The 23,797-nt window shown below is 72.1% G+C and carries 22 protein-coding genes; 13 read left to right on the top strand and 9 right to left on the bottom strand.

What is annotated here, in order from left to right:
* Nucleotides 1–120: 120 nt before the first annotated feature.
* Nucleotides 121–1,881, bottom strand: coding sequence for a RecQ family ATP-dependent DNA helicase (locus ACIPTO_RS23850; protein WP_401195297.1), 1,761 nt, complete (start codon nt 1,879–1,881; stop codon nt 121–123).
* A 156-nt stretch (nt 1,882–2,037) separates the two neighbouring features.
* Here ACIPTO_RS23850 and ACIPTO_RS23855 point away from each other — a divergent pair, with 156 nt between their 5' ends.
* Nucleotides 2,038–2,535: a pyridoxamine 5'-phosphate oxidase family protein gene (locus tag ACIPTO_RS23855; RefSeq protein ID WP_401195299.1), complete on the top strand. Its 498-nt coding sequence runs from the start codon at nt 2,038–2,040 to the stop codon at nt 2,533–2,535.
* On the opposite strand, the gene ACIPTO_RS23860 is transcribed toward ACIPTO_RS23855, so the two are convergent.
* Nucleotides 2,536–3,132: an NAD(P)-binding domain-containing protein gene (locus ACIPTO_RS23860; protein ID WP_366318531.1), complete on the bottom strand. Its 597-nt coding sequence runs from the start codon at nt 3,130–3,132 to the stop codon at nt 2,536–2,538.
* Between the two features lie 49 nt (nt 3,133–3,181).
* Nucleotides 3,182–3,997: a 3'(2'),5'-bisphosphate nucleotidase CysQ gene (locus ACIPTO_RS23865; protein ID WP_401195302.1), complete on the bottom strand. Its 816-nt coding sequence runs from the start codon at nt 3,995–3,997 to the stop codon at nt 3,182–3,184.
* Between the two features lie 135 nt (nt 3,998–4,132).
* Here ACIPTO_RS23865 and ACIPTO_RS23870 point away from each other — a divergent pair, with 135 nt between their 5' ends.
* The 3 genes from ACIPTO_RS23870 to ACIPTO_RS23880 all read left to right on the top strand — a co-directional run bounded on the left by ACIPTO_RS23870 (nt 4,133) and on the right by ACIPTO_RS23880 (nt 7,705).
* Entirely contained in the window at nt 4,133–5,065 is a 933-nt protein-coding gene (locus tag ACIPTO_RS23870; protein ID WP_366318527.1) for a LysR family transcriptional regulator, read from the top strand.
* Nucleotides 5,066–5,412: 347 nt separating this feature from the next.
* Nucleotides 5,413–6,633, top strand: coding sequence for a threonine--tRNA ligase (gene thrS / locus ACIPTO_RS23875; protein ID WP_401195305.1), 1,221 nt, complete (start codon nt 5,413–5,415; stop codon nt 6,631–6,633).
* 112 nt (nt 6,634–6,745) lie between these two features.
* Nucleotides 6,746–7,705 (top strand): nucleoside hydrolase, encoded by a 960-nt coding sequence (locus ACIPTO_RS23880; protein ID WP_366318523.1) that lies wholly within the window; start codon nt 6,746–6,748, stop codon nt 7,703–7,705.
* An 84-nt stretch (nt 7,706–7,789) separates the two neighbouring features.
* Here ACIPTO_RS23880 and ACIPTO_RS23885 read toward each other — a convergent pair whose 3' ends face one another.
* Nucleotides 7,790–8,725: an LAETG motif-containing sortase-dependent surface protein gene (locus ACIPTO_RS23885; RefSeq protein WP_401195308.1), complete on the bottom strand. Its 936-nt coding sequence runs from the start codon at nt 8,723–8,725 to the stop codon at nt 7,790–7,792.
* Nucleotides 8,726–8,923: 198 nt separating this feature from the next.
* Here ACIPTO_RS23885 and ACIPTO_RS23890 point away from each other — a divergent pair, with 198 nt between their 5' ends.
* Nucleotides 8,924–10,573: a glycoside hydrolase family 13 protein gene (locus ACIPTO_RS23890; protein ID WP_401195310.1), complete on the top strand. Its 1,650-nt coding sequence runs from the start codon at nt 8,924–8,926 to the stop codon at nt 10,571–10,573.
* Between the two features lie 5 nt (nt 10,574–10,578).
* Here ACIPTO_RS23890 and ACIPTO_RS23895 read toward each other — a convergent pair whose 3' ends face one another.
* Both ACIPTO_RS23895 and ACIPTO_RS23900 read right to left on the bottom strand, forming a co-directional pair.
* Complete coding sequence (locus ACIPTO_RS23895; RefSeq protein WP_366319158.1) at nt 10,579–11,319, bottom strand: DUF4142 domain-containing protein; 741 nt, start codon at nt 11,317–11,319, stop codon at nt 10,579–10,581.
* Nucleotides 11,320–11,578: 259 nt separating this feature from the next.
* Nucleotides 11,579–12,052, bottom strand: a complete 474-nt coding sequence (locus ACIPTO_RS23900; protein WP_366318517.1) for a carboxymuconolactone decarboxylase family protein — start codon at nt 12,050–12,052, stop codon at nt 11,579–11,581.
* A 199-nt stretch (nt 12,053–12,251) separates the two neighbouring features.
* Between ACIPTO_RS23900 and ACIPTO_RS23905 the strand changes: the two genes are divergently transcribed.
* On the top strand, nt 12,252–12,950 hold the full coding sequence (locus tag ACIPTO_RS23905) for a DUF6445 family protein (RefSeq protein ID WP_401195313.1): 699 nt from the start codon (nt 12,252–12,254) through the stop codon (nt 12,948–12,950).
* 32 nt (nt 12,951–12,982) lie between these two features.
* Here ACIPTO_RS23905 and ACIPTO_RS23910 read toward each other — a convergent pair whose 3' ends face one another.
* Nucleotides 12,983–14,227, bottom strand: coding sequence for a threonine/serine exporter family protein (locus ACIPTO_RS23910; RefSeq protein ID WP_366318513.1), 1,245 nt, complete (start codon nt 14,225–14,227; stop codon nt 12,983–12,985).
* Nucleotides 14,228–14,409: 182 nt separating this feature from the next.
* On the opposite strand from ACIPTO_RS23910, the gene ACIPTO_RS23915 reads away from it, so the two are divergent.
* The 7 genes from ACIPTO_RS23915 to ACIPTO_RS23945 all read left to right on the top strand — a co-directional run bounded on the left by ACIPTO_RS23915 (nt 14,410) and on the right by ACIPTO_RS23945 (nt 21,690).
* Entirely contained in the window at nt 14,410–15,891 is a 1,482-nt protein-coding gene (locus ACIPTO_RS23915) for an APC family permease (RefSeq protein WP_401195317.1), read from the top strand.
* Nucleotides 15,888–16,325, top strand: a complete 438-nt coding sequence (locus tag ACIPTO_RS23920; protein WP_366318509.1) for a hypothetical protein — start codon at nt 15,888–15,890, stop codon at nt 16,323–16,325. Before ACIPTO_RS23915 ends, ACIPTO_RS23920 begins: the two co-directional genes overlap by 4 nt.
* 5 nt (nt 16,326–16,330) lie before the next feature.
* A complete protein-coding gene (locus ACIPTO_RS23925; protein WP_401195493.1) occupies nt 16,331–17,686 on the top strand; it encodes a dipeptidase in 1,356 nt (451 codons plus the stop codon).
* A 47-nt stretch (nt 17,687–17,733) separates the two neighbouring features.
* Nucleotides 17,734–19,095, top strand: coding sequence for a hypothetical protein (locus tag ACIPTO_RS23930; RefSeq protein WP_401195320.1), 1,362 nt, complete (start codon nt 17,734–17,736; stop codon nt 19,093–19,095).
* 72 nt (nt 19,096–19,167) lie between these two features.
* The gene (locus ACIPTO_RS23935) at nt 19,168–19,680 is read left to right on the top strand and encodes a hypothetical protein (protein WP_401195322.1); all 513 of its coding nucleotides are present in this window, start codon (nt 19,168–19,170) and stop codon (nt 19,678–19,680) included.
* 129 nt (nt 19,681–19,809) lie between these two features.
* Nucleotides 19,810–20,574 (top strand): response regulator transcription factor, encoded by a 765-nt coding sequence (locus ACIPTO_RS23940; RefSeq protein ID WP_366318503.1) that lies wholly within the window; start codon nt 19,810–19,812, stop codon nt 20,572–20,574.
* A gap of 3 nt (nt 20,575–20,577) precedes the next feature.
* Nucleotides 20,578–21,690 carry a sensor histidine kinase gene (locus ACIPTO_RS23945; protein ID WP_401195324.1) on the top strand — a complete coding sequence of 371 codons (1,113 nt, stop codon included), beginning with the start codon at nt 20,578–20,580 and terminating at the stop codon, nt 21,688–21,690.
* A 69-nt stretch (nt 21,691–21,759) separates the two neighbouring features.
* On the opposite strand, the gene ACIPTO_RS23950 is transcribed toward ACIPTO_RS23945, so the two are convergent.
* Nucleotides 21,760–22,131 carry a DUF6479 family protein gene (locus ACIPTO_RS23950; RefSeq protein ID WP_366318499.1) on the bottom strand — a complete coding sequence of 124 codons (372 nt, stop codon included), beginning with the start codon at nt 22,129–22,131 and terminating at the stop codon, nt 21,760–21,762.
* Nucleotides 22,132–22,141: 10 nt separating this feature from the next.
* Nucleotides 22,142–23,776 carry an FAD-dependent monooxygenase gene (locus tag ACIPTO_RS23955; protein ID WP_401195327.1) on the bottom strand — a complete coding sequence of 545 codons (1,635 nt, stop codon included), beginning with the start codon at nt 23,774–23,776 and terminating at the stop codon, nt 22,142–22,144.
* Nucleotides 23,777–23,797: the final 21 nt, after the last annotated feature.

The following is a 23,797-nucleotide window of genomic DNA, read 5'->3' on the forward strand; positions in this document are numbered from 1 at the left end:
GTCCACCAGCGCGCCGGGCCGTCCGGGTGAGTGCGGGTACCTCGGGTGTGGATCGGCTGCGGGCCCCCAGGGACGCGGGGATCTGCGCGACCGGCCGCGACGGGCCCGTACCCGGAAGGACTACGGCAGGGCGACGAGCAGTTGTTTGTCCGTCACCACGGCCAGGGACAGGGTGCGGTAGCCGACCGACTCGAACAGGACGGTGATCTTGCCGTCGCCCTCGCTCATGACCTCGCCCTCGCCCCACTGGTCGTGGCTGACGCGGACACCCGGCAGGTAGGCGTGGTCGCCCGCGCCGGTCTCCGCCGCGGTGTCCGGGCGCGTGCCGGGCCGGGGCCACCGGCGTTGCCGTGCGGTCGCCTTGCCGGACCGTTCGCGCCGCGGCTCGCTCGCCGGACCCGTGCAGGTGTCGCATCCCCCGCACGGCACGGGGCCGGAGTCGCCGAAGTAGCCGAGGAGGAACCGGCGTCGGCAGTCGGTCGTCTCGGCGTACCCGCGCATCATGTCGACCCGGGAGCGTTCGAGCTTGACGTGGGTCGCGTGCACGGCGAGGGCGCTTCGCACCACGGCGTCGATGTCGTCGTCCGCGGAAGCCTCGTCGGAGCCGTCGGAGCCGTCGGAGCCGTCGGAGCCGGTCGTGCCGACGAACCGGCTGCCCTCCCGTCCGGTCCGCACCGCCCCCGTCTCCTCCAGCAGGTTCAGCGCGGCGGACAGTGCCGTCGCCCCGAGCCCGCACTCGGCCCGGAGCCGGGTCGCGCGCACGGCGGCCGGCTCGCCGCGGAGGAACTCGGCGATGCGGCGCAGCGCGTCGGCGTCGGGGGCGCCGGTGGCGAAGAAGCGTTGCAGGCCCAGATCCTGCGGGCGGTAGGCGAGGATCGCCCTGGCCGGTGCCCCGTCGCGGCCGGCCCGGCCGATCTCCTGGTAGTAGGCGTCGAGCGAGCCGGGGACGGACGCGTGCAGCACGAACCGTACGTCCGCCTTGTCGATGCCCATGCCGAACGCCGAGGTGGCCACGACCACGTCGAGGTCACCGGAGCTGAACCGGTCCTGGGCCGCCCGGCGTTCGGCGGCGGACAGGCCCGCGTGGTAGCTCGCGGCGGCCAGTCCGAGGTCGCTCAGCTGCTGGGCGTAGCCGTCCGCCGCCTTGCGCGTCCCCGCGTACAGGATTCCCGGCTTCTCCTCGACGGCCGCCCGCTCCACGACGAACCGTTCCTTGGCGGCCACGTCCTGGAAGGTCGTCACCTCCAGGCTGATGTTGGGGCGGTCGAAGCCGGCCACTATCTCCACCGGGTCGCGCATGCCGAGCCGTTCGGAGATGTCCCGGCGTACCGGGGCCGCCGCGTTCGCGGTCAGGGCGAGCACCGGCGGGTTGCCGAGCCGTTCGCGCGCGTGCCGCAGCCGCAGGTAGTCCGGCCGGAAGTCGTGCCCCCAGGACGACACGCAGTGCGCCTCGTCCACCACCAGGAGCCGGGGACGGACGGCGGCGAGCCGGTCCGTGACGTCCGGCTTGGCGAGCTGCTCGGGGGCGAGGAAGACCACGTCGACGGAGGAGGCGCTGATGCGGGCCCAGGCTGTCTCGTTGTCGCTCCGGCGCTGCGCGGAGTTGATGGCGGCGGTGCGCAGCGCCCCGGATCCGAGCAGGCTCTGCATCTGGTCCCGCTGCAGCGCGATCAGCGGGGAGACGACCACGACCGGACCGCCGAGCAGGACCGCCGGCACCTGGTACACGGCGGACTTGCCCGCGCCGGTCGGCATGACGGCGAGGACGTCACGCCCCTTCATCACGGCCTTCATCGCGCTCAGCTGGGCCGGACGCAGCCGCTGCCAGCCGAAGACCCGGCGGGCGGTGGTGCGCAGTCGACGGGCCGTGAGTGCGAACATGGCTCTCCTCGGGAGGGGGCGTCCAACCGCCGTGTGTCTGGCGGCTACCCCGGTTCGCCGGGATATTCGTCTCAAGGGATCGGGCCGCCCGTGTCGAGATCGCGGTGACGGCTCCGTCCTCGGGGTGGATGGCGACGACTTCCCTGGAGGACGATCATGCGAGCGAGTGAGATCACCGAGATCCTGGACCGGCCGATCAGCCGGGAGCTGCTGGCCCGGGACGTGCTCCGGCTGGCCTACGTGGCCAAGGACGGCACGCCCCGGAACGTCCCGATCGCGTTCACCTGGAACGGCACGGAGATCGTCATGTGCACGACGGAGAACGCCCCGAAGCTCCCGGCTCTGCGGGAGAACCCGACGGTCGCGCTGACGATCGACACCGAGGTGCATCCGCCCAAGATCCTGCTGATCCGGGGCCGGGCGGAGCTGGACGCCGTGGACGGCATCCCGGAGGAGTACCTCCAGATGAACGGCTCGTACGAGATGACGCCCGAGCAGCGCGTCGAGTGGGAGGCGGAGGTCCGCTCGCTCTACGACGGGATGGTCCGCATCGTGGTGACGCCGACCTGGGTGAAGCTGATCGACTTCGAGACGACCCTGCCCAGCGCGGTGGAGGAGTTGGTGAAGCGGCGCGCCGAGCGCGAGAACGCCTGATCAGCGGGCGATCGAGAGCGCGAAGGGCGCGAATCCGCTGGACCGGATGACATGCGGTACGAACAGGATGGCGCTCTCGGTGGCCCGGGCCGTCTCGATCCCGCCGAGGTCGGTGATCCACTCCTGCCGCCAGCCGAGGTCCACGAGAAGCCCGCGGACGACCTGCTTGGCCTTCGCGTCCGCGCCGGAGAGGAAGGCGGTGGGCGGCTGGGTGAGCGAGGAGGGCTCGGTCATCACCGTGTGGAGCATCGTGTTGAGGGTCTTGACGACGAGTGTCTCGGGCAGCGCCTCCTGGAGCCGCTCCGCGAGACTCGAACCGGGGTAGAGCAGGCCGGCGGGCAGTCCGTCGGGTCCGTCGACGGTGGCGTTGGAGACATCCACGAGGATCTTGCCCCGCAGCTCCGTGCGCAGCGCGGCGAGCCGTTCCAGCGAGCCCGCGCCGGGGGTCGCGTTTATGACGACGCGCGCGGTCCGTACGGCGTCCGCGGTGGCCTCCGGCGAGCGGGGTGCCACGGTCACCTGGTGTCCGGCCCGGGTGAGGGCGGTCGCCAGGCCGCCGCCGACCCGGCCGCCGCCGAGAATGGTGATGTCAGTCATCTCGATCAGGGTCCTTCTGCGATTCGGGTGGTGAACGGGTTCAACGGGTTCAACGGGACAGCGTGGCGACCGCGGCGGCGTGCACGGCAGGCGCGGCGGCGAGGAAGCTCTCGCTCTGCGGAGTCCAGGGGCGGCCCTCGACGTCGGAGATCCGTCCGCCTGCCTCGGTGACGAGCAGGACCCCGGGAAGCAGGTCCGCGCGGGCTCCGGCGAACTGCCAGAAGGCCTCGATCCGGCCGGCGGCCACGTTCACCAGGTGCAGGGTGGCGGGCACGGACGTCCGCACCACCAAGGCGTCGACGAGCATCTCGGTGATCGAGGCCCCGACCCGCCGCACGACCTTCTCGTCCTCGTCCGGCCTGGCCTGGCTCGTGGCCACGATGCCCAGACCGAGTTCCGGGGTCCGGGACACGTGCAGTGGCCGGCCGTCGAGGTGGGCGCCTGCGCCCACGAGCGCGGTGTACGTCTCGCCGGTCAGCGGCAGGTGGACCACGGTCAGCACCGGCTGGTTGTCGCGTACGAGGGTCGCGGTCACCGCCCAGTCCGACAGGCCGTGCAGATGGTTGACGTTGCCCTCGGCCGGGTCCACCACCCACCACTCGCCGTCCGGGAGCGCGCCGCCGTCCAACTCCTCCTCCACCCAGCGGGCGTCCGGGCGCAGATCCGTGAGGCGCGGGCGGAGGACGTCGAGGACCGCGTCGTCGTTGGCGGCGAGCGCCCGCATCAGCTCGTCGAAGGACCCGTAGGGGACCACGTCCCCGAAGCGGTCCCGCAGCGCCGCGCCCGCCGTGCGTACGGCGGTCTCGGTCTGTGCGAGCAGGTCGGCGTCGGAGGTGACGGCGGGGTTCCGGGGCGCTGCGGGCATGGCGGTACTCCTGTCTGAACTGCGGGGATCGAGGTCGACCGGGCGAGAACCTCGTTCGTTCGCGCCCGCACTTCGACGGTAGGAGAGGCCATCGTTAACATCAAGTGCATGTAAAGCACGCCTAGGATGACTCCCATGCAACTGGACCTGAATCTGCTCGCCGCGCTCGACGCGCTGCTGGAGGAGGGCAGCGTGGCCGGCGCCGCCGACCGCCTGCACGTCACCTCCCCCGCGATGAGCCGCAGCCTCGGCCGGATCCGGCGTACGACGGGGGACCAGATCCTGGTGCGCACCGGCCGCACGATGACCCCGACGCCGTACGCCATCGCCGTGCGGGAGCAGGTGCACGATCTGCTCCAGCAGGTCCGGGGCGTGCTGGCGCCGAGCCGGGAACTCGACCTCGCGACGCTGGACCGCACGTTCACGCTCCGCTGGCACGACGCGCTGGTCTCGCTCGGCGGGCCCGCGCTGCTGGCCGCGGTGCGCGCGCAGGCTCCCGGTGTGCGGCTGCGCTTCATCGCCGAATCGAGCGTCGACACACCGGAGTTGCGCCGGGGCGAGGTCGATCTCGCCTCGGACGCGGGCCGCCCGACCGCGCCCGAGATACACGCCGACCGGGTGGCCGAGACACAGCAGGTCGTCGTCGTACGGCAGGGGCATCCGCTCACCCGCGTCAGGAGCGTCACCGCCGCGCGGTACGCCGCGGCCGATCACATCAACGTCTCGCGGCGCGGCCGGCTCGGTAACGTCCTCGACGAGGCTCTCGCGCGCCTCGACCTCACGCGGCGCGTGGTGGTCACCGCGCCCACGGAGAGCGCCGCGTACGAGTTCGTGCGGGGCTCCGACCTCGTCGTCACCGCGCCCGAGGCGACGGCCCGTTCGGCCGCCGCGGACCTGGGCATGGTCCTGCTCCCGCTGCCCCTCGACCTGCCGCCCGCCCCGGTCTACCTGTCATGGCATCAGCGCTACGACACCGACCCCGCGCACATCTGGCTGCGCACCCTGGCCCGAACCGCCCTCACCGAGGCGGTGGGCGCCCGCGATCACAGCGCCGGTTCCGTGCCGTAGTGGTTTCGGGTGCGGCCCGGTGGGGGCTTGCCGCGCAGTTCCCCGCGCCCCCAAAAACAGGGGGTTCCTACTGAGGCCGACCAGAAGGGCAACCCCCTAGGGGCGCGGGGAACTGCGCGCCCGGCCCCACCGGCCGCGCCCGAAAATCCGTCGCCGACCCCGTCACCCCCCTGCTACGGTCCCCGCATGAAGCGCGCCAAGCCGTTCCCGTCCGTCTGGACGACGACGCCGGACCCTGTCCCGGCGCGCTGACCACTGACTCATGTCGAAGCCCCGGGGCGAGTGCCCCGGGGCTTCGTCGTCGCCGGACTCCTCGCCCCGCCCGTCGCGAAGCGAGGAACCCCGCCATGTACGACCACCGCCGCCTCGGCCGTGAACTCGACCTCTTCGACACCGACCCCCTGATGGGCGCGGGCCTGCCGTACTGGCTCCCGGACGGTGCCGTCGTCCGGCACGAACTGGAGGAGTACGTAAGGGAGTTGGAGCGGGCCGCCGGGTACCGGCACGTGTACTCGCCGGTCCTCGGCAAGCGCGAGCTGTACGAGATCTCCGGCCACTGGTCCCACTACAGCGACGACATGTTCCCGCCGATGGAACTGGGCGCGGAAGAGGTCGTGCTGCGGCCCAGCCTCTGTCCCCACCACGCCCTCATCTACCGCTCCCGCTCCCACAGCTACCGTGAACTTCCCCTCCGGATGGCCGAGTTGGGAGCCATGTACCGCTCCGAACTCTCCGGCGTGCTCGGCGGCCTCACCCGCGTCCGGGCCATCCAGCTCAACGACGCCCACATCTTCTGCACCCTGGACCAGGCCGTCGACGAGGCCCGCGAAGCCCTCGCGCTCATCACCCGCGCCTACGCCGACCTCGGCATCCGCGCCTCCCGCCACCGCCTGTCCCTGCCGGGCGAGGGCGGCAAGTACGTCGCCGATCCGGCCCTGTGGCGGCGGGCCACCGCGTTGCTGCGTGAGGTCCTCGACGACTCCGGCATCCCGTACGAGTGCGCCGAGGGCGAGGCCGCCTTCTACGGTCCGAAGATCGACGTCCAGATCACCGACGCGGCCGGCCGCGAGGCCACCCTCTCCACCGTCCAGATCGACTTCCACCAGCCCGAACGCTTCGACCTGCACTACATCGGCGCCGACGGAGCGAAACACCGGCCGGTCATGGTGCACCGCAGCGTCATCGGGAGCGTGGAACGGGCCGTGGCGCACCTCGTGGAAGAACACGGCGGGGCGTTCCCGGCCTGGCTCGCCCCCGTGCAGCTGGTCGTCCTGCCGGTGTCGGAGGCGCAGGCGGGGCCGGCCCACGAGCTGCTCCGGCGGGCTCGACAGGGCGGGCTCCGCGCGGAGTCGGCCGCTCCCGGCGACGGCAGCCTCGGCGCCCGGGTCCGGGCCGCGCGCCTCGCCCCGTACCAGGCGGTGATCGGCGAACGGGAGGCCGCCGACGGTCTGGTCGCCGTACGGCTGCGGGACGGGCGGCGGATCGGGCCGCTGGCGCCCGCCGAGCTGCTGCGCCAGATCGGCGCCCGGGTCGAGGCGCGCGGCACCGCGCTGTGGGCGGATGCGTAAGGTCACCCTTTGAGGTGCCCAGAGCGTCCCGGAGCTGCCCTGAAGTCCTCTGAAGTGTTCTGAGCCGCCTTGATCCGCCGAACCGCCGAACCGCCACCGAGAGGAGCCTGCCGTGACCGGTCAGCCCATCCCCGTGATCATCGACTGCGACACGGGGGTCGACGACGCCCTGGCACTGCTGTTCGCCGTCCGGCACCCGGGCCTCGACCTGCGCGCGGTCACCTGCGTCGCCGGCAACACGGACGTCGACCAGGTCGTACGGAACACGCTGGTCGTCCTCGACCACGCGGGCGCCGGTGACATCCCGGTCGCGCGCGGCGCGGCCCGGCCGCTGATCGAACCGGCGCGCTCGGCCGCCCATGTCCACGGCCGGGACGGCATGGGCGACCTGGGGCTGCCGGACTCCGCGCGCACGCCCGCCGACGTGGACGCGGTGACGCTGCTGCGCCGCGAGATCCTGGCCTCGCCGAGCCCGGTGACGCTCGTCCCGACGGCACCCCTGACGAACATCGCGCTGCTCCTGCGCACGTTCCCCGAGGTCACCCGCAACATCGAGCGGATCGTGTTCATGGGCGGCGCGGTCGCGGTCGGGAACGCCACGCCGGTCGCGGAGTTCAACGTGTGGCACGACCCGGAGGCCGCCGCGATCCTGCTCACCGCCGGGGTCCCGATCACGATGTACGGCCTGGACGTCTTCGAGCGGGTGCAGGTCCAGGCCGCCGACATCCGGCGGCTGCGGGAGAGCGCGGAACCCCGGCTGAGGCTCGCCGGTGACCTCCTCGCCCACCGCGACCCGGCCGTCACCGCCGACCCCACTCCCACCGGCGGCCTCGGCGACGCGGGCGCGGTCTGCGCGGTCGCCGACCCGGGCGGCCTCACCACCCGTCTCCTCCCGGTCGAGGTCTCCCTCGCCCCGGGGCCGTCCCGCGGCCAGACGATCGTCGACCGGCGCGCCCGTCACGGCGAGTCCGAGATCCACGACGGCCTGCGCGAACAGGCCCTGGTGGACGTGGGGTTGGACGTGGACGTGGAGCGGTACGTGAAGCTGTGGCTGGAGACGGTCGAGGGCTAGGGCCTGCCCGGCGGACGCCGGGCGGCGGACGGACGCCGGGCCGGGATCGTCTCCCGGCCCGGCGTCCCGCGTGTTCAGATCACGTTACGACTGCGAGGCCCGCCGGCGCCGCGTCGCGACCACGATCGCCGCGCCGCCCGCGAGCAGCACCGCCGCTCCGCCGACCAGCACACCGGTGTTGCCGCCGCCGCCGGTCTCCGCGAGGTCACCGCCGCCGCCGTTGGGGGAGGGTGCGGCGGCCGGGGCAGTGCTCGAACCCGAGGCGGACGGGGTCGGGGTGGACTCCGGGGTCGACTCGGACGCGCTCGGGGTCGGCGTCGGGGTCGAGGACTCGGAGGCGGGCGGGGTGGACTCCGCGGACGACGGGGGGACCGACGCGGGGGCCGAGGGGGACGGCGACTCCTTGGTCGTGCAGTCCTTCGTGCCGCCGTTCCAGGCCGCGATCAGCTTGTCCTTGATGACCGGGTGGTCGGGGCCCTTGGGCAGGTCGCCGTGGACGAGACCGTCACCGGCGGCCGGGTTGCCGTCGAACTTCACCGCGCCGCGGTAGAGGTCGATCTGCGCGAAGCAGCCCTCGTCCGGCACCGCGATGTCCAGCGAGTCCGTCTGGCCCTTCTTCACGGTCGCCGTGTCGAAGTCGACGAAGACCTGCTGCCCGGAGGTGGCGAAGGTCGGGCCGTGCGCGGTGTACGAGGCGAGCGAGGCGGTGCAGGTGGAGGCGTCGCCGGCGGTGCGGACCTTGATGTGGATCTTGCCGTCGTCGGTGGGCTTCAGGTTCTGGTCGTCGACCTTCACCGAGGGGAAGAAGTCGGTTCCGTTCAGCGAGAACTGGCAGCCCTCCGTCTCGGTGACCGTGCCGGCGCCGGAACCGGGCCGGTAGTGGCCGGAGCCCCAGCCGTCACCGCCGTCGCCGTGGGCCCAGGCGCCGGACGCGGCGCCGACGGAGGCGGCGGCGAGGGCGAGGGAGGCGGCGCCCGTCCCCAACAGACGGCGCACGGTGACACGACTGGCTATGGACATACTGATCCCATCTGGCGGTGCTAGGAGTGGAGGGCGGTGGAGCACGCAGGCGGAGAGACGGAGGAAGCGGGGGAAGTGAGGTAGCTCAGCGACACCGGGCTCATCGGTCACATGCGCCACAGCGTGTGCACATCGTGGGTCTACCGGAAGTTGACTGTCAACTTCCGCAAGCGCAGCGGGAATTCATAAGGAGACCACGTGACCGACCTGTCCTCCCGTGACCCGGACTGGTGGCGCCAAGCCGTCGTCTACCAGGTCTATCCGCGCAGTTTCGCCGACGCCGACGGCGACGGACTCGGGGACCTCAAGGGCATCACCCAGCGCCTCGGTCATCTCGCCGCGCTCGGCGTCGACGCGCTCTGGCTGAGCCCGTTCTACCCGTCCGAACTCGCCGACGGCGGCTACGACGTGGCCGACTACCGCGACGTCGACCCGCGCCTCGGCACGCTGGACGACTTCGACGCGATGGTCGCCGAAGCCCACCGGCTCGGCCTGAAAGTCATGGTCGACATCGTGCCCAACCACACCTCGCGGCAGCACAGGTGGTTCCAGGAGGCGCTGGCCGCCCCGCCCGGTTCCGCCGCCCGCCGTCGCTACGTCTTCCGGGACGGCCGCGGCGAGCACGGCGAACTCCCGCCCACCGACTGGCCGTCGGTGTTCGGCGGCAGCGCGTGGCGCCGAGTCCCGGACGGACAGTGGTACCTGCACCTCTTCACCCCCGAACAGCCCGACCTCGACTGGGACGAAGAGGAGGTCCGGGAGGACTTCCGCACCACCCTGCGCTTCTGGTCCGACCGCGGCGTCGACGGCTTCCGCGTGGACGTCGCCCACGCCCTCGCCAAGGACCTCACCGAGCCGCTCCGCGACGTGGGCCCCCTCGCGGCGAACTCCGAGGACGTCCTCGACTCGATCCCGCCCGGCAGCCACCCGTACTACGACCGGGACGAGGTCCACGCGATCTACCGCGACTGGCGGCGTACCGTCCTCGACACCTACACCCCGCCCCGCATGGCGGTCGCCGAGGCCTGGGTACCGGCCGCCCGCCGTGCGCTGTACGCCCGCCCGGACGAACTCGGCCAGGCCTTCAACTTCGAGTACCTGGAAGCCGGTTGGGACGCGGAGCAGCTCCGCGAGGTGATCACGGGCTCGCTCGCCACGGCCCGCGCGGCGGGTGCCTCGGCCACCTGGGTGCTCTCCAACCACGACGTCGTACGGCACGCCTCCCGGCTGATGCTGCCGCCCGGCACCGACCCGAACACCTGGCTGCTGTCCAACGGCCGCACGCCGCCGGTCGACACGGCGGCCGGCCTGCGCCGCGCCCGCGCCGCGACCCTGCTCATGCTGGCACTGCCCGGTTCGTCGTACGTCTACCAGGGCGAGGAACTCGGCCTTCCCGAGGTCGCCGACCTGCCCGTCGAGGCCCTCCAGGACCCCATCTGGGAACAACAGGGCCACACCCACAAGGGCCGCGACGGCTGCCGGGTCCCCCTGCCGTGGACGACGACCGGGCCGTCGTACGGCTTCGGGGCGGGGCCCGCGTGGCTGCCGCAGCCGGCGGGTTTCGCGGCGTACGCCGTCGAGGCGCAGGACGGGACCGAGGGCTCGACCCTTCAGCTGTACCGCACCGCGCTGCGACTGCGCCGCAAGCTGCTCGACGGGGAGGCGCTGACCTGGGCCGACAGTCCGCCCGGCGTGCTGCACTTCGCCCGCTCCGACGGCTGGCGCTGTGTCACCAACCTGTCGGACGCGCCGGTCGCCCTGCCGCCGGGGGAGCTGCTGCTGAGCAGTGAACCGGCGGCGGGGGAGCGGCAGTTGGCACCTGACGTGACGGTGTGGCTCGGGGCGTAGGCCGGTCACCCCACGGTCGGTGTCTGGCTCGGGTTGCCGGCACTGGCCGTGGGGGACTCACCCGGCAGGACCGGCGGCTGGGTGGTGCTGTTCACCGGCGGGGTGAGCACGACCTCCGGCTGTCCGGCGGCCGGGGGCGGCGGGGTCAGGTCCGTGGCGGGCAGCTTCGGCGGGGTCGTCTCCTGGAAGAGGACCTGGCTGAAGTTGACCAGGCCGGTCTCCTCCATCACCGTGATGTGGTCCAGGACCGTCGCGTTGGCCTGGTTGGCGAGGATCCGTACGAGGGTGTTCTCCGTCGTGGAGCGGATCTTCGCGATGGTGTTGAAGATCGAGCCGTGCGTCACGCGCAGGATGTTGGCGAAGTCGGTGTCGAACTGCTTGCCGCTGTCCGAGTTCAGGGTGTTGATGAATCCCTGCTGCTGCGGGCTGGGCAGGTTGGGGATCGTGATGTTGAGCATGGGAGCGATCTTGCGGCAGCTGGCGTCCAGCGCGGCGTGTCCGTCGATCAGGTGCTTGCTCGCGGTGATCACGGCGGGGCTGGAGCCCTTCTTCAGGCCCATCTGGCCGACGGGGTACTCCCACAGCCCGGCCGCGCGCACCTTGACCACGAAGTCGCGGTCGGCCTCGGTCAGCGGCCCCCACTGCGTGTTGGCGATGACGCGCGAGGTGTTGCTGGAGACCGTGTTGACGCCGAGCATTGCCGGATAGGCGAGTGCGACGAGGGTCAGGCTGAGGGCACCGCCCACCACCATGGTTCCTGTCGCGTTCCGCGAAAAGCGCACCGTGCCTCCTGTGTCGTGGGCCGCCCGTCGGCGGTACGGACAGTCAGGGATACGGATCGGGGAAGCACGCGAAGTCTTTGGTTTTGGTAAAGCCGGAGTGGGGCGCGTCACAAGTGACGGGTGGGTCCTCCGGTTCCTGCGGGGGTTCGAGGGTGACGGAACGGGGCATCCCGGGCGCCACCCTCCCCTCAGCCGGAACCGGCGCCGGGACCGCCGGGCCGGGTCACATGTGCTGGCCGGGCTCGTAGCCGCCGGCCGGCATCGTCAGCATGACGTTCATGCGGTTGAAGCTGTTGATGAGGGCGATCAGCATGACGAGCGCCATGAGCTGCTCCTCGTCGTAGTGCTTCGCCGCGTTCGCCCACACGTCATCCGGCACGCCGCCCGCCGCGTCGGCGATCCGGGTGCCCTCCTCGGTCAGCTCCAGGGCGGCCCGCTCCGCGTCGGTGAAGACGGTGGCCTCGCGCCAGACGGCGACCAGGTTGATGCGCAGCGAGGTCTCACCGGCCGCGGCGGCGTCCTTGGTGTGCATGTCGGTGCAGAATCCGCAGCCGTTGATCTGGCTCGCCCGGATCTTCACCAGTTCCTGGGTGGCGGCGGGCAGCGGCGAGTCCTCGACGACCTTGCCCGCCGCGACGAAGTGCTTCAGGGCCTTCCCGGCGAGGGGGCTGGCGAAGGCGTTCAAACGAGCACTCATGGTGGGCTCCTCTGTTGTTTCGTGATCGTGCCTACACAGCTCTGACGGAACGACCCCCTACGAATGTGACAGCGCCGATTTGTGACCTGGCTCTCGCCGCGCGGCCCCGTCGGACCCCGTGGTCAACTGCCCTTCGTTGACGGAATGTTGACCCGTGTATGGCACAGCATTGGCGAACCCCGGCGATACGTTCGGCCCCATGCCACCACTCCCCCCACACCCCCAGCGGGCCCGGCAGCAGGCCCCCCTGCCCGTCCTCCCGTACCGCAAGCCCACCAAGGGCCGTGACTACTGGGTGCTGAACGACGTGCTCCCGGACGTGGACGCCGTACGGGAGCGGTGTCTCGCGAAGGACGACTGGGTCAAGGGGTATCCGTACACGTCGGAGACCTGGCCGGGGCTGCGGACGATGCCCGGCCTCGAACCGTCCGAGCTGGGGCAGATCGAGCGCCTGGTCAAGCAGGCCACCGGGGCGAAGGAACTCTGGGTGCAGCAGGCGCCCGGCGGCGGCACCCTCAACCACAACTGCGTCCAGGTCGTCGGGAAGGGCGAGAGCGAGCCCCGCCCGCACACCGACTCCCGCTCCCTGTGCCGGTACGCCGCCGTCCTGTACCTCAACCCGTCCGTGCCCAAGGACTGCGGCACCAGCTTCTACCGCCAGCACCTGCCCGGCGGACGCCTCGGCGGCAACGTCGTCCAGGCCCCGCACAACAACCTCGTCGAGGCCCTGGGCACCCGCTTCGTCGCCCCGGACGCCTTCGAGGAGGACGTCCGCGTGCCGCACCGCTACAACAGCCTGCTGCTCTACCACGCCAACCTCGTGCACAGCGCGACCGGCTACCACGGCAGCACGCTGGAGGAGAAGCGCATGACAGCGGTCTTCTTCTGGATGGCCTGACCGCGTCCCGGAGGACACCGACCAGCGCATCCCTACGTCACCCGCCGGCCCCGGCGCTCCGTCAGCGCCGCTCCGAACACCATCCCCACCGCGATGGCCGTGACGATCGTGACCAGCTTCAGCAGGTCACGGAAGCCCTCGATGACATGGCCGCCCGCCAGCGTCGTCAGCCCGCGCATGCCCAGGGAGCCGACGGTGAGGGTGAAGAAGCCGGGCAGCAGCAGGACCAGGCGGGGCGGGCGGTGCTCGGCGCGGGCCAGCAGGGTGGCCGCCCCCGCCAGCACCGCCGCCGCGACGAACGTGCCGCCGACCTCCCCCACCAGCTTCGTGAACAGTGACTGCACGCCGACGGTGACGTAGACCAGCAGGAGCAGCGGCCAGAACAGGCGGCGCGGGACCGCGAACGCCAGGACCGTGCCGAAGGTGAACACGATCCAGCCGAGGAACAGGGCCCAGCGCGCCATGTCGGAGTCGGCCGCGATGTCCCAGAGCGCGTGCGTGGAGGTGCCGGTGGCGAACACGCCCAGCATCACGCCCAGGTACAGCTGCACCAGCAGGAACACGGCGTAGACGAGCCGGATCGCGCCGGTGGTGATGAGTCCCGCGGCCAACTCGGCGGTGGCGGCGCTCAGATAGTCGCCGGGGACGAAGAAGAAGAGGGCGGGCAGCATCAGCAGCACCGGTCCGCCGTGCGAGGGTTCGCGGGCGAACACCTCAAGTGCCACCACCGACACGACCGTCGAGACGACGAGCGGCAACACCTTCTCCAGACGCGGGAGCCGGTCGGCCGCGACGGCCAACACGGCCGCGACGGTGGCCAGTACGGCCGTCGACCCGACCTCGTACCAGGTGGGCTGCATCAGCGGTGCGAAGCCGAGCGCGAACAGCACGATGCCGAGCAGCTTCACCGGCCAGGGGTAGGGGGCGGGCGCGTTCTCGATCCCGGCCAGCCGCCGGTCGGCCTCCAGGACACCGAGGCGGCCCTCCCGTACGTCCGTGAGCAGCGGTTTCAGCGCGGTGACCTGGTCGAGACGGAACACCTCGGGGAACCCGCGCACCGTCACCGTCCGCGTCCCGCCCCCGGCGGTGACCGTCAGCGCCGCCGCGTCCGGCACCAGCAGCAGGGACGCCCCGCCGCCCAGCGACCGGGCCGCCGACCGCACCGAGTCCTCGATCAACTCGGCGCCCTCACCGCTCGACCGCAGCAGCAACCCGGTCAACCGGGCCAGGAACACGGTGAGTTCGTCGAGCGAGGCCGCTGTGCGCCGCTGCTCCACGACCGCCTCCCTCGGGTGTCCCGCGGATACCGAGACCGCGGTCACGATCAGCCTGGACGCTTCCCGCCGCACCGGCACCCCGGGCACCCGCACCTCACCCGGACGGCCCACCCGGACTGCGCCCGCAGCGGCCTGCGCCGAGCCTGGCCACACCACCCGGAAGTCATCCCCAGGGAGGGCCTGTGGCCTCGATGGACGTCCCCGCCGACCTGCCGAAACCGGTGCCGTCGGCACGCACGGCCGCGAGAACCCGGCCCGCGCCCACGCTGACCTGGGTCACCCTCGCCCTGATGACGACCTCGTCGGTGGCCAGCCTGCGGGCCGCCCCGACGATGGCCGTGTACGGCCTGGCCTGCGTGTTCCTCTACCTCGTCCCGGCGATCGTGTTCCTGCTGCCGACCGCGCTGGTCTCCGCGGAACTCGCCTCGGGCTGGAGCGGCGGCGTCTACCGCTGGGTCAGCGAGGGGCTGTCGAAACCGCTCGGGTTCCTCGCCGTGTGGTGCCAGTTCGCGATGACGATCTTCTACTACCCGAGCCTGCTCGCCTTCGTCGCGAGCACCATCTCGTACGTCATCGACCCGGCCCTCGCCTCGAACGGCCTCTACACCGCGATCGTCATCATGGTCCTGTACTGGACCGGGGTGTGGGTGTCCTCGCGCGGCACCAAGGCCCTTGCCGGACTGTCCAGTTGGGGCCTGATCATCGGAACGCTGGTACCGGGCACCATCCTTGTCGTCCTCGGCATGGTCTTCCTCGCCCAGGGCAACCCGTCGGCCGCCCCGATGACGTCGAGCCACCTGCTGCCCGAGTGGACGGGCCTCGCCAGCCTCGTCCTCATCGTCAACAACTTCCTCTCCTACTCCGGCATGGAGATGAACGCCGTCCACGTCTCGTCGCTGAAGGACCCGGCGAAGGAGTACCCCAAGTCGATGTTCCTGGCGATGGGCCTGGTGCTGCTCATCTTCATCCTCCCCGCCCTGGCGATCAGCTGGGTGGTGCCGTCGGACCAGACGAGCCTCACCGCCGGTGTGATGCAGGCGTTCAACGCGTTCTTCTCGTACTTCCACATCGGCTGGATGACCCCGATCGCCGCCGTGATGCTGGTCTCCGCCTCACTGGGCGGCATGCTCACCTGGCTCGCCGGACCGTCCAAGGGCCTGCTGGAGATCTCCCGCGGCGAGGGCTACCTCCCGCCGTTCCTGCAGAAGCTGAACAGGTTCGGGGTGCAGCAGAACATCCTCGTCACCCAGGGCGTGGTGACCACGGTCATCGCCCTCGGCTACGCGTTGCTCCCCAACGTCTCCAACGTGTACTGGATCTTCTCGACCATCACCACGCAGGTGTACCTCATCGTCTACCTGCTGATGTTCGTCGCGGCCATGCGGCTGCGGAAGACCCAGCCCGACCATCCGCGCGGCTACCGCGTCCCCGCCCTCCATCTCCTCTGCACCGTGGGCCTGTTGGCGTCGATCGCCGCGCTCGCGATCGGTTTCGTCCCGCCCTCGCAGTTCGGCGGCGGCAGCGTCTGGTCGTACGTCGGGATCATCGGCGGCGGGCTCGTCATCCTCGGCCTGCTGATCCCCGGGGCGTTCCTGAAGTTCCGCAAACCGGGCTGGCGCACGGAGGCGTCCACGGAGGACGCGACGGCCGGTGGTGCCGCATGAGCCCCACGAAGTTCGCCTCCGAACACCGGTGGATCTACGTCGGTGCCATCGTCCTGCTGGTCGTGCTCGCCGTCGTCGGTGTCATCCAGTACGACAGCGTGAAGACCACCAACAAGGCCACGGACAAGGCGAACCAGCTCGCCGACGCGGCGGTGGCGGCCGGCTATCCCCGGCCCGAGACCAAGACGATCGCCCGCGCGCTCGGCACCGACGGCGGCATCGTCTGCAAGAGCCCCGGCAGCGCCCTGAAGTCGGCCCTGTGGAAGATCAACGTCTCGAACGGCGCCGCGTTCGTCGGCCAGCGCCCGGTCATCGGCGACACGGCCGCGCTGCGGGCCGAGATCAAGATCCTGGAGATCTACTGCCCCGACAAGCTGCACAAGATCCAGGACAAGATCGACGACCTGAAGACCGACACCACGGTGAGGCAGTGACCACGATGACCGAACTCGCTTCCCGTATCGCCGCGTTGATGCCCCGCGCCCAGGCCGACCTGACCGAACTCGTCGCGATCCCGTCCGTCGCCGACCCCCGCCAGTACCCGCCCGAGGAGTGCCACAAGGCCGCCCGGTGGGTCGCCGACGCCTTCACCGAGGCGGGCCTGCGCGATGTGCACCTCGCGGAGACCCCGGACGGCAGCCACGCCGTGATCGGCCACCGCCCGCCCCCGCCCGGCGCCCCCACCGTCCTGCTCTACTGCCACTACGACGTCCAGCCCCCGCTCGACGACAAGGCCTGGACGACCCCGCCCTTCACGCTCACCGAGCGCGACGGCCGCTGGTACGGACGCGGCACCGCCGACTGCAAGGGCAACATCGTCATGCACCTCACCGCCCTGCGCGCGCTCGGCGAAGACCTCCCGGTCGGGCTGAAGTTCGTCGCCGAGGGCTCAGAGGAACAGGGCACGGGCGGCCTTGAGCAGTACGTCGCCCAGCACCCGGAGAAGTTCCTCGCGGACGCCCTGCTGGTCTGCGACACCGGCAACGCGGCGGTCGGCGTCGGCACCGCGACCACCACCCTGCGCGGCCTGGCCAACGTCGTCGTCACCGTCGACACCCTCGCGGGCGAGATCCATTCGGGCATGTTCGGCGGCCCGGCCCCCGACGCGCTGGCCGCCCTGATCCAGCTCCTCGCCTCGCTCCGCGACCCGGAGACCGGCGCCACCGTGATCAACGGCCTGGACTGCGAGGGCACTTGGGACGGCGTCGGCTACGACGAGCAGCAGTTCCGCACGGACGCGGGCGTCCTGGACGGCGTCCACCTGACCGGCACCGGAACCGTCGCCGACCGGCTCTGGGCCCGACCCGCCGTCACCGTCCTCGGCATCGACTGCCCGCCGGTGGTCGGCTCGGCGGCGGCCGTACCGGCGACCGCCCGCGCCCGCGTCAGCCTGCGCGTCCCGCCCGGCACGAATCCGGACACGGCCCGCGAGGCCCTGACCGCACACCTGACGGCCGCGGCGCCCTGGGGCGCGAGGGTGACCGTCGAGACGGAGGGCACCGGCTCCCCCTTCCGCGCCGCCACCGACGGCCCGGCGTACGCCGCGCTCGGCACCGCGATGGAGGAGGTCTACGGCACACCCCTCGCCTACCTCGGCCAGGGCGGCTCCATCCCGCTGTGCAACGTCCTCGCCGAGACCTACCCCCGCGCCGAGATCATCCTCATGGGCGTCGAGGAGCCCCGCTGCCTCATCCACGCCCCGAACGAGAGCGTCGACCCGACGGAGATCGAGCACATGGCGCACGTGGAGGCGCTGTTCCTGAAGGAGTTCGCGAAGGTGCGTGCCCCGGGCTGACCGGCCGAAGCCACTGGAACGGCCAGGTCGAGCGGGAGCTTGTGGCGATGTCGGCGCCGGCGTCGGCGTGGGCAGAGGAGGCGCGGGTGACGGACAGCGACGCCGGGGAACTGGAACGGCTGCGGGCGCGGGTCGCCGTACTGGAGGCGGAACGGCGCCCGCGGCACCGGGCACGCTCCCTGCTCGCCGTGGTGCTCGTGGTCCTGGGGTGCGTGCTCGCCCCGCTCGCGGCGGTGGCCGCGTGGACGGCGGACACCGTGGGCGACACGGACCGCTATGTCGCCACGGTCGCGCCGCTCGCCGCCGACCGCGACATCCAGCACGCCGTCGCCGACCGGGTCACCTCCGCCGTCATGGACCACCTCGACCTCACCGCCCTCCTCTCCGGCGCGGCCCCCGACCAACGCCCGCTGCTGGAGAAGGCGTTGGGCGCGCTGGGCGGCTCGCTGGAGGACGCGGTCCGCGCCTTCGTCCATGACAAGGCCCAGTCCGTCGCCGCGTCCGGCACCTTCGCCACCCTCTGGAAGGAGGCCAACCGCCGTATCCACCGCACGGTCGACAAGGCCCTGACCGGCAGCGGCGGCGGGGCGGTGAAGCTCGACGACGGCGCGGTCACGCTCGACGTGGGCCCGGTCGTCGACCAGGTGAAACAGCGGCTGGTCGACGACGGCATGACCGTCGCCGGGAAGATCCCCGAACTCCACACGTCGATCACCCTCCTCAAGAGCGACGACCTCGACACGTACAAGACGTACTTCCGCCTCCTCCAGCTCGCCGGTACCTGGCTCCCGTTGATCGCCCTGGCACTGGTCGCCGCGGGCGTCCTGCTGGCGGGCCGCCGACGCCGCGCCCTGGTGACCGGCGCCCTGGGCGTGGCCGCCGCGACCGCCCTGCTCGGCCTGGCGCTGCGGATCTTCCGCACCGTCTACCTCGACGCCCTCCCGACGGGCGTCTCCCCGCCCGCGGCCGGCGCGGTGTACGACGCGCTGACCCGCTTCCTGCACACGACCGTCCGCGACGTCGTCGCCCTGGGCCTGGTGATCGCCCTCGCCGCCTGGCTCACGGGCCCCGGCCGCCGGGCCGGTCTCGTACGACGCCTGTGGACGTCCGGGATCGGCGCGGTGCGGTCGGTGGCCGACGGGGCGGGGCTGCGCACGGGACCGGTCGGGCCGTTCGCGCGCCGCCACCGGGTGTGGATCGGCTGGGTGCTGGTGGGCGGGGCCCTGCTGGCGTATCTGCTGTGGTCGCACCCGACGGGGTGGGTGGTGGTCGGTCTCGCGCTGGCGCTGCTGTTCGCGCTCGCGGTGCTGGAGTTCCTCGCGGCGGAACCGGAGGGCGGGCCGGGGCCAGGGCCGGGGGCGACGGGGCCTGGGGCGGGGACCGCTCCGGGTGTCACCCGAATGGCGTAACCCCCCTGGTGGAGGGGGTGGCACGGCCGGATGGTCGAAGCACCACACACCACAGAGAGGTGGGGCACGGCCATGACCCAGCAGCCGCATTCGACGCAGCAGCCGCACTCGACGTCCCCCGGCCAGGAGACGCCCCCGGTCTGGAACGACGCGGGCCAGGCCCCCGGCACCCGGGGCCACGTCCCGCCCCCGCCCGGCGGCGGCCTCGCGATGGGCGGCGCGGTCTTCGCCGGCGTCCTGATGCTGATGAACGGCGTCATCGCCATCCTCCAGGGCATATCCGCCCTCGCGAAGGACGACGTCTACACCCGCGTCGGCTCGTACGTCTACAGCATCAACCTCACCGGCTGGGGCGTCATCCTCGTCTGCCTCGGCGCCGTCGGCGCGGTCACCGGCTGGGGCATCCTCCGCGGTATGAGCTGGGCCCGCGTCTGCGGCATCGTCCTCGCCAGCCTCAGCGGCATCCTCCAGTTCATGTTCCTCCCGTACGCCCCGATCTGGTCGGTGATCATGATCGCGGTCGACGTGTTCGTGATCTGGGCCCTGGCGACGTACAACCCGGAGCGGACGGGCGCACGCCAGTAGCCGGCCGGGCAGACGGTCGGCCGGGCAGGCCGGTGCGGGGCGCCGGGGGTTCTTACGAATTGCGGACGTCCGGCGTCCTGAGCCGGTGCGGGGCGGCACCGGTGGCGGGCGGGGTGCGAGGCTGGCAGCATGCAGCAGCCGTACGAGAGGCCCGGGAAGGCCGGGCGGGCCGAGGACACCGGTGAGCCCGGCGGACCCGGCGGGGCCCGTGTGCTGGTCGTCGACGACGACCCGACCGTCGGCGAAGTCGTCTCCGGATACCTCGACCGCGCCGGATACACCGTCGAACGGGCCGAGGACGGCCCCCAGGCCCTGGCCCGCGCCGACGCCCACTGGCCCGACCTGGTGGTGCTCGACCTGATGCTGCCGGGCATGGACGGCCTGGAGGTCTGCCGCCGGATGCGGGTCCGCGGGCCCGTCCCGGTCATCATGCTCACCGCCCGGGGCGACGAGGACGACCGCATCCTGGGCCTGGAGGTCGGCGCCGACGACTACGTCACCAAGCCCTTCAGCCCCCGGGAACTCGTCCTGCGCGTCGACTCCGTACTGCGCCGCTCCCGCACCCCGGTCGGCTCGCCCGCCCCGCTGAGCGCCGGCGGCCTGGCGGTCGACCCCGGCGCCCGCCGCGCCACCAAGGACGGCGTCCAACTCTCGCTCACCCAGCGTGAGTTCGACCTCCTCACCTTCTTCCTCCGGCACCCGGGGCGGGTCTACGGACGCGAGGACCTGATGCGCGAGGTGTGGGGCTGGGACTTCGGCGACCTGTCGACCGTCACCGTGCACGTACGGCGGCTGCGCGGCAAGGTCGAGGACGACCCCGGCCGCCCGCGCCACATCCAGACCGTGTGGGGCGTCGGCTACCGCTTCGAACCCCAGCAGACCGGCGAGGGCTGACCGATGTACGACGCCCTCCTCATCGCCCTGTTCGCCTTCCTCGGGGCCGCCGCCGCCGGAGTGCTCGGGGCCGGTGCCCTGTGGCTGCTGCGCAGGCGCTCGCTGACCGCGTCCGTCGCCGTGGTCGCCGCCGTCGCCGTGACCGCGATGCTCGCCGGGACCCTGGCGGTGGCCCAGGCCATGTTCCTCTCCTCGCACGATCTGTCCGTCGTCACGACCGTGGTCGCGATGGCCGCCGTCGTCTCCCTCCTCACCGCCCTTCTCCTCGGCCGCTGGGTCGTCGCCCGCAGCCGTGAACTCGCCCTCGCCGCCCGTGACTTCGGCGACGGCGGCGACTTCTCCGCCCCGGCCGGCCCCGCCACCGCCGAACTCGCCGACCTCAGCCGCGAACTGGCCGCCACCAGCGCCAAGCTCACCGAATCCCGCGACCGCGAAAGGGCGTTGGAGTCGTCCCGCCGTGAACTCGTCGCCTGGATCTCCCACGACCTGCGCACCCCGCTGGCCGGCCTGCGCGCGATGTCCGAGGCCCTGGAGGACGGTGTCGCCGCCGACCCCGACCGCTATCTCCGCCAGATCCGCACCGAGGTCGAACGCCTCAACGACATGGTCGGCGACCTCTTCGAACTCTCCCGCATCCACGCGGGATCCCTCGCCCTCACCCGCTCCCGCATGTCCCTCTACGACCTGATCGGCGACGCCCTCGCCGGCGCGGACCCCCTCGCCCGCGAACTGGGCGTCCGGCTGGTCGGCGACCGCATCGCACCGGTGCCCGTCGAGGTGGACGGCAAGGAGATGAGCCGCGTCCTGGGAAACCTGCTGGTCAACGCGATCCGCCGGACCCCGGCCGACGGCACCGTCGCCATCGCCGCCGAACGCTCCGCCGACGGGGTCGTGCTCTCCGTCACGGACGGCTGCGGAGGCATCCCCGAGGACGATCTGCCCCGCGTCTTCGACACCGGCTGGCGCGGCACCCACGCCAGGACCCCACCGGCCGGAGCCGGTCTGGGCCTCGCGATCGTGCGCGGCATCGTGGAGGCCCACCAGGGCCGGGCCGCCGTACGGAACGTCTCGGGCGGCTGCCGCTTCGAGGTCACCCTCCCGGCGGCGGAGGCGTGAGCCCACCGGCCGACCGGTGAGCCGACGCCTCACACCGCGTGCCCGTGCGTCACACCGTGAGCCGGTCCGTCACACGTGGCCTATGCCGCCGCCCCCGAAGGAACCGCTCCGTCCGGGCAGCCAGCGCAACCGGCTCTGGTCCTTTCCCGTTCTGCTCCCGGAGGGGTGGAGCTGGTACGGCATCAGCCGCTCGCCCTCCTTCGTGGCGACGGGCATCTCGTCGGGTTCGCGCATCTCGCGCATCTCACGGACGGCCCCGCCGGCGGGGAGGTGGGGCTGCTCCTCGGGGAGCGGCCGGGGTGATTCCTGGTCCCGGACCTTCATGCCGAAATGGATGGCCCAGACCAGAGCGCCTGCGATCAGCAGGCCACCGAGAAAAGCGGCGCCCACGTCGAGCGTGTTGTGGGAGGCGGCCAGTACTACGTACGTTGCCATGCTCATACTCCGAGTATCACTCTTTGGGCGTAATTAGCACGATTCGAGAGAGGTAGTCCGTCACCTCGTCCGGGTCCCGGGTCAGCAGGGCTATGTGGTTGTCGGGCCGGACCAGGACGAGCGCCGGGCCGGTCACGCCGTACGCCCGACGCGCGTGTCCCTCGTGGTCCCGCAGGTCGCCGCCGTCGATCGCGAACGCCTGGACCAGCCCCTCGTGCTCGACCCCCAACTTGCCCACCGCGCCCGCGACTTCGGCACCGAAACCGAGCAGTGTGAACCGCGGGTCCGCGTACACCTGGAACAGCCGGACCGGGTCGCCCGCCATGTCCAGACACGGGGCGTCCGGGGCGCGGTCGCCGGGGCGCAGGACGGCCGGGTCACCGACGGCCGGGGCGCTGACCGTCGTGGCGTCGCCGACCGTCGTGGCGTCGGAGGCCGATGCGTCGGAGGTAGACGCGTCGGAGGTCGACGCGTGGGCGAGGGAACTCCGCGCGAGGGAGCTCCAGCGGTACCCCGTGCCCATCGGCGGCGGGGCCGCGGCCTCGACGCCCGTGCCGGGTTCTCTGACCGCCTCCCGCACCCGGGCGTACAGTTCGGTGCTGATTCCCAGGGTCCAGGCGGCCACCGGGAGGCGCTCCTCCTCGTAGGTGTCCAGGAGTCCGGCATCGGCCCGGCCGGCGGTCGTGAGGGCGAGTTTCCAGCCCAGGTTGTAGGCGTCCTGGATGCCCGTGTTCATGCCGAGGCCGCCGGCGATCGGGTGGATGTGGGCCGCGTCCCCGGCGAGGAGGACCCGGCCGACGCGCAGCCGGTCGGCCATGCGGACGTTGACCCGCCAGACGGAGAGCCAGGTCGGGTCGGTGAGTGTGACACCGGGCACGCCCGCGTACCGCTCGAAGATCCGCTGGAAGCTCTCCAACGAGGGCGGCAACGGCTCGCCGTCCGCGTCGAGTTCGGGTCCCGACTGGAACTGGAAGGAGTTCGTGCCGGGCATCGGGCAGAGCATCACGCCCGCCCCGTCCGACGCGAACCACTGGTGCCAGACGTCCCGGCTGATCCCCTCGGCCTCGACGTCGCCGACGACCATCGACTGCGTCTCGTCCGTCGTCCCGTCGAAGCGCACCCCGAGCGCCTTGCGCACCCGGCTGCGCCCGCCGTCACAGCCGACGAGGTGACCGGCCCTGATGTGCCCGCCGTCGGCGAGGAACGCGGTGACTCCGTCCTCGTCCTGCTCGAACCCGGTGACCTCCGTGTCGGACTCGACGGCGATCCCGAACTCCGCGAGCCGCTCGCGCAGGAGCCGCTCCACCTGCCACTGCCCGATGAGGACCCCCCGCTCGTACGGCGCGTCCGGTGTGGGGCGGGCTTCGGCGAAGGGGTCCGTGTCGTTCACATGCGCGCCGTCGAAGTACTTGCGGAACGGCAGCCGGGTCGTCCCGGCGGCGAGGACGCGCTCGGTGATGCCGATGTCCTCCAGGACCTCCAGCGTGCGCGGCTGCAGCCCCTTGCTCCGGGACTCCCGGTGCGGGACCGGCGCCGCGTCCACGATCCGCACCCCCGCACCGCGCCGGGCCAGCTCGATGGCGAGCGTGAGCCCGGTCGGCCCGGCGCCCACGATCAGCACACCCTCGTCCCGTGCAACGCCGTCGGTCATGGCGGCCCCCTCTCGTCGTCG

The sequence above is a fragment of the Streptomyces sp. NPDC090083 genome (assembly GCF_044747445.1).
Taxonomy (GTDB): domain Bacteria; phylum Actinomycetota; class Actinomycetes; order Streptomycetales; family Streptomycetaceae; genus Streptomyces.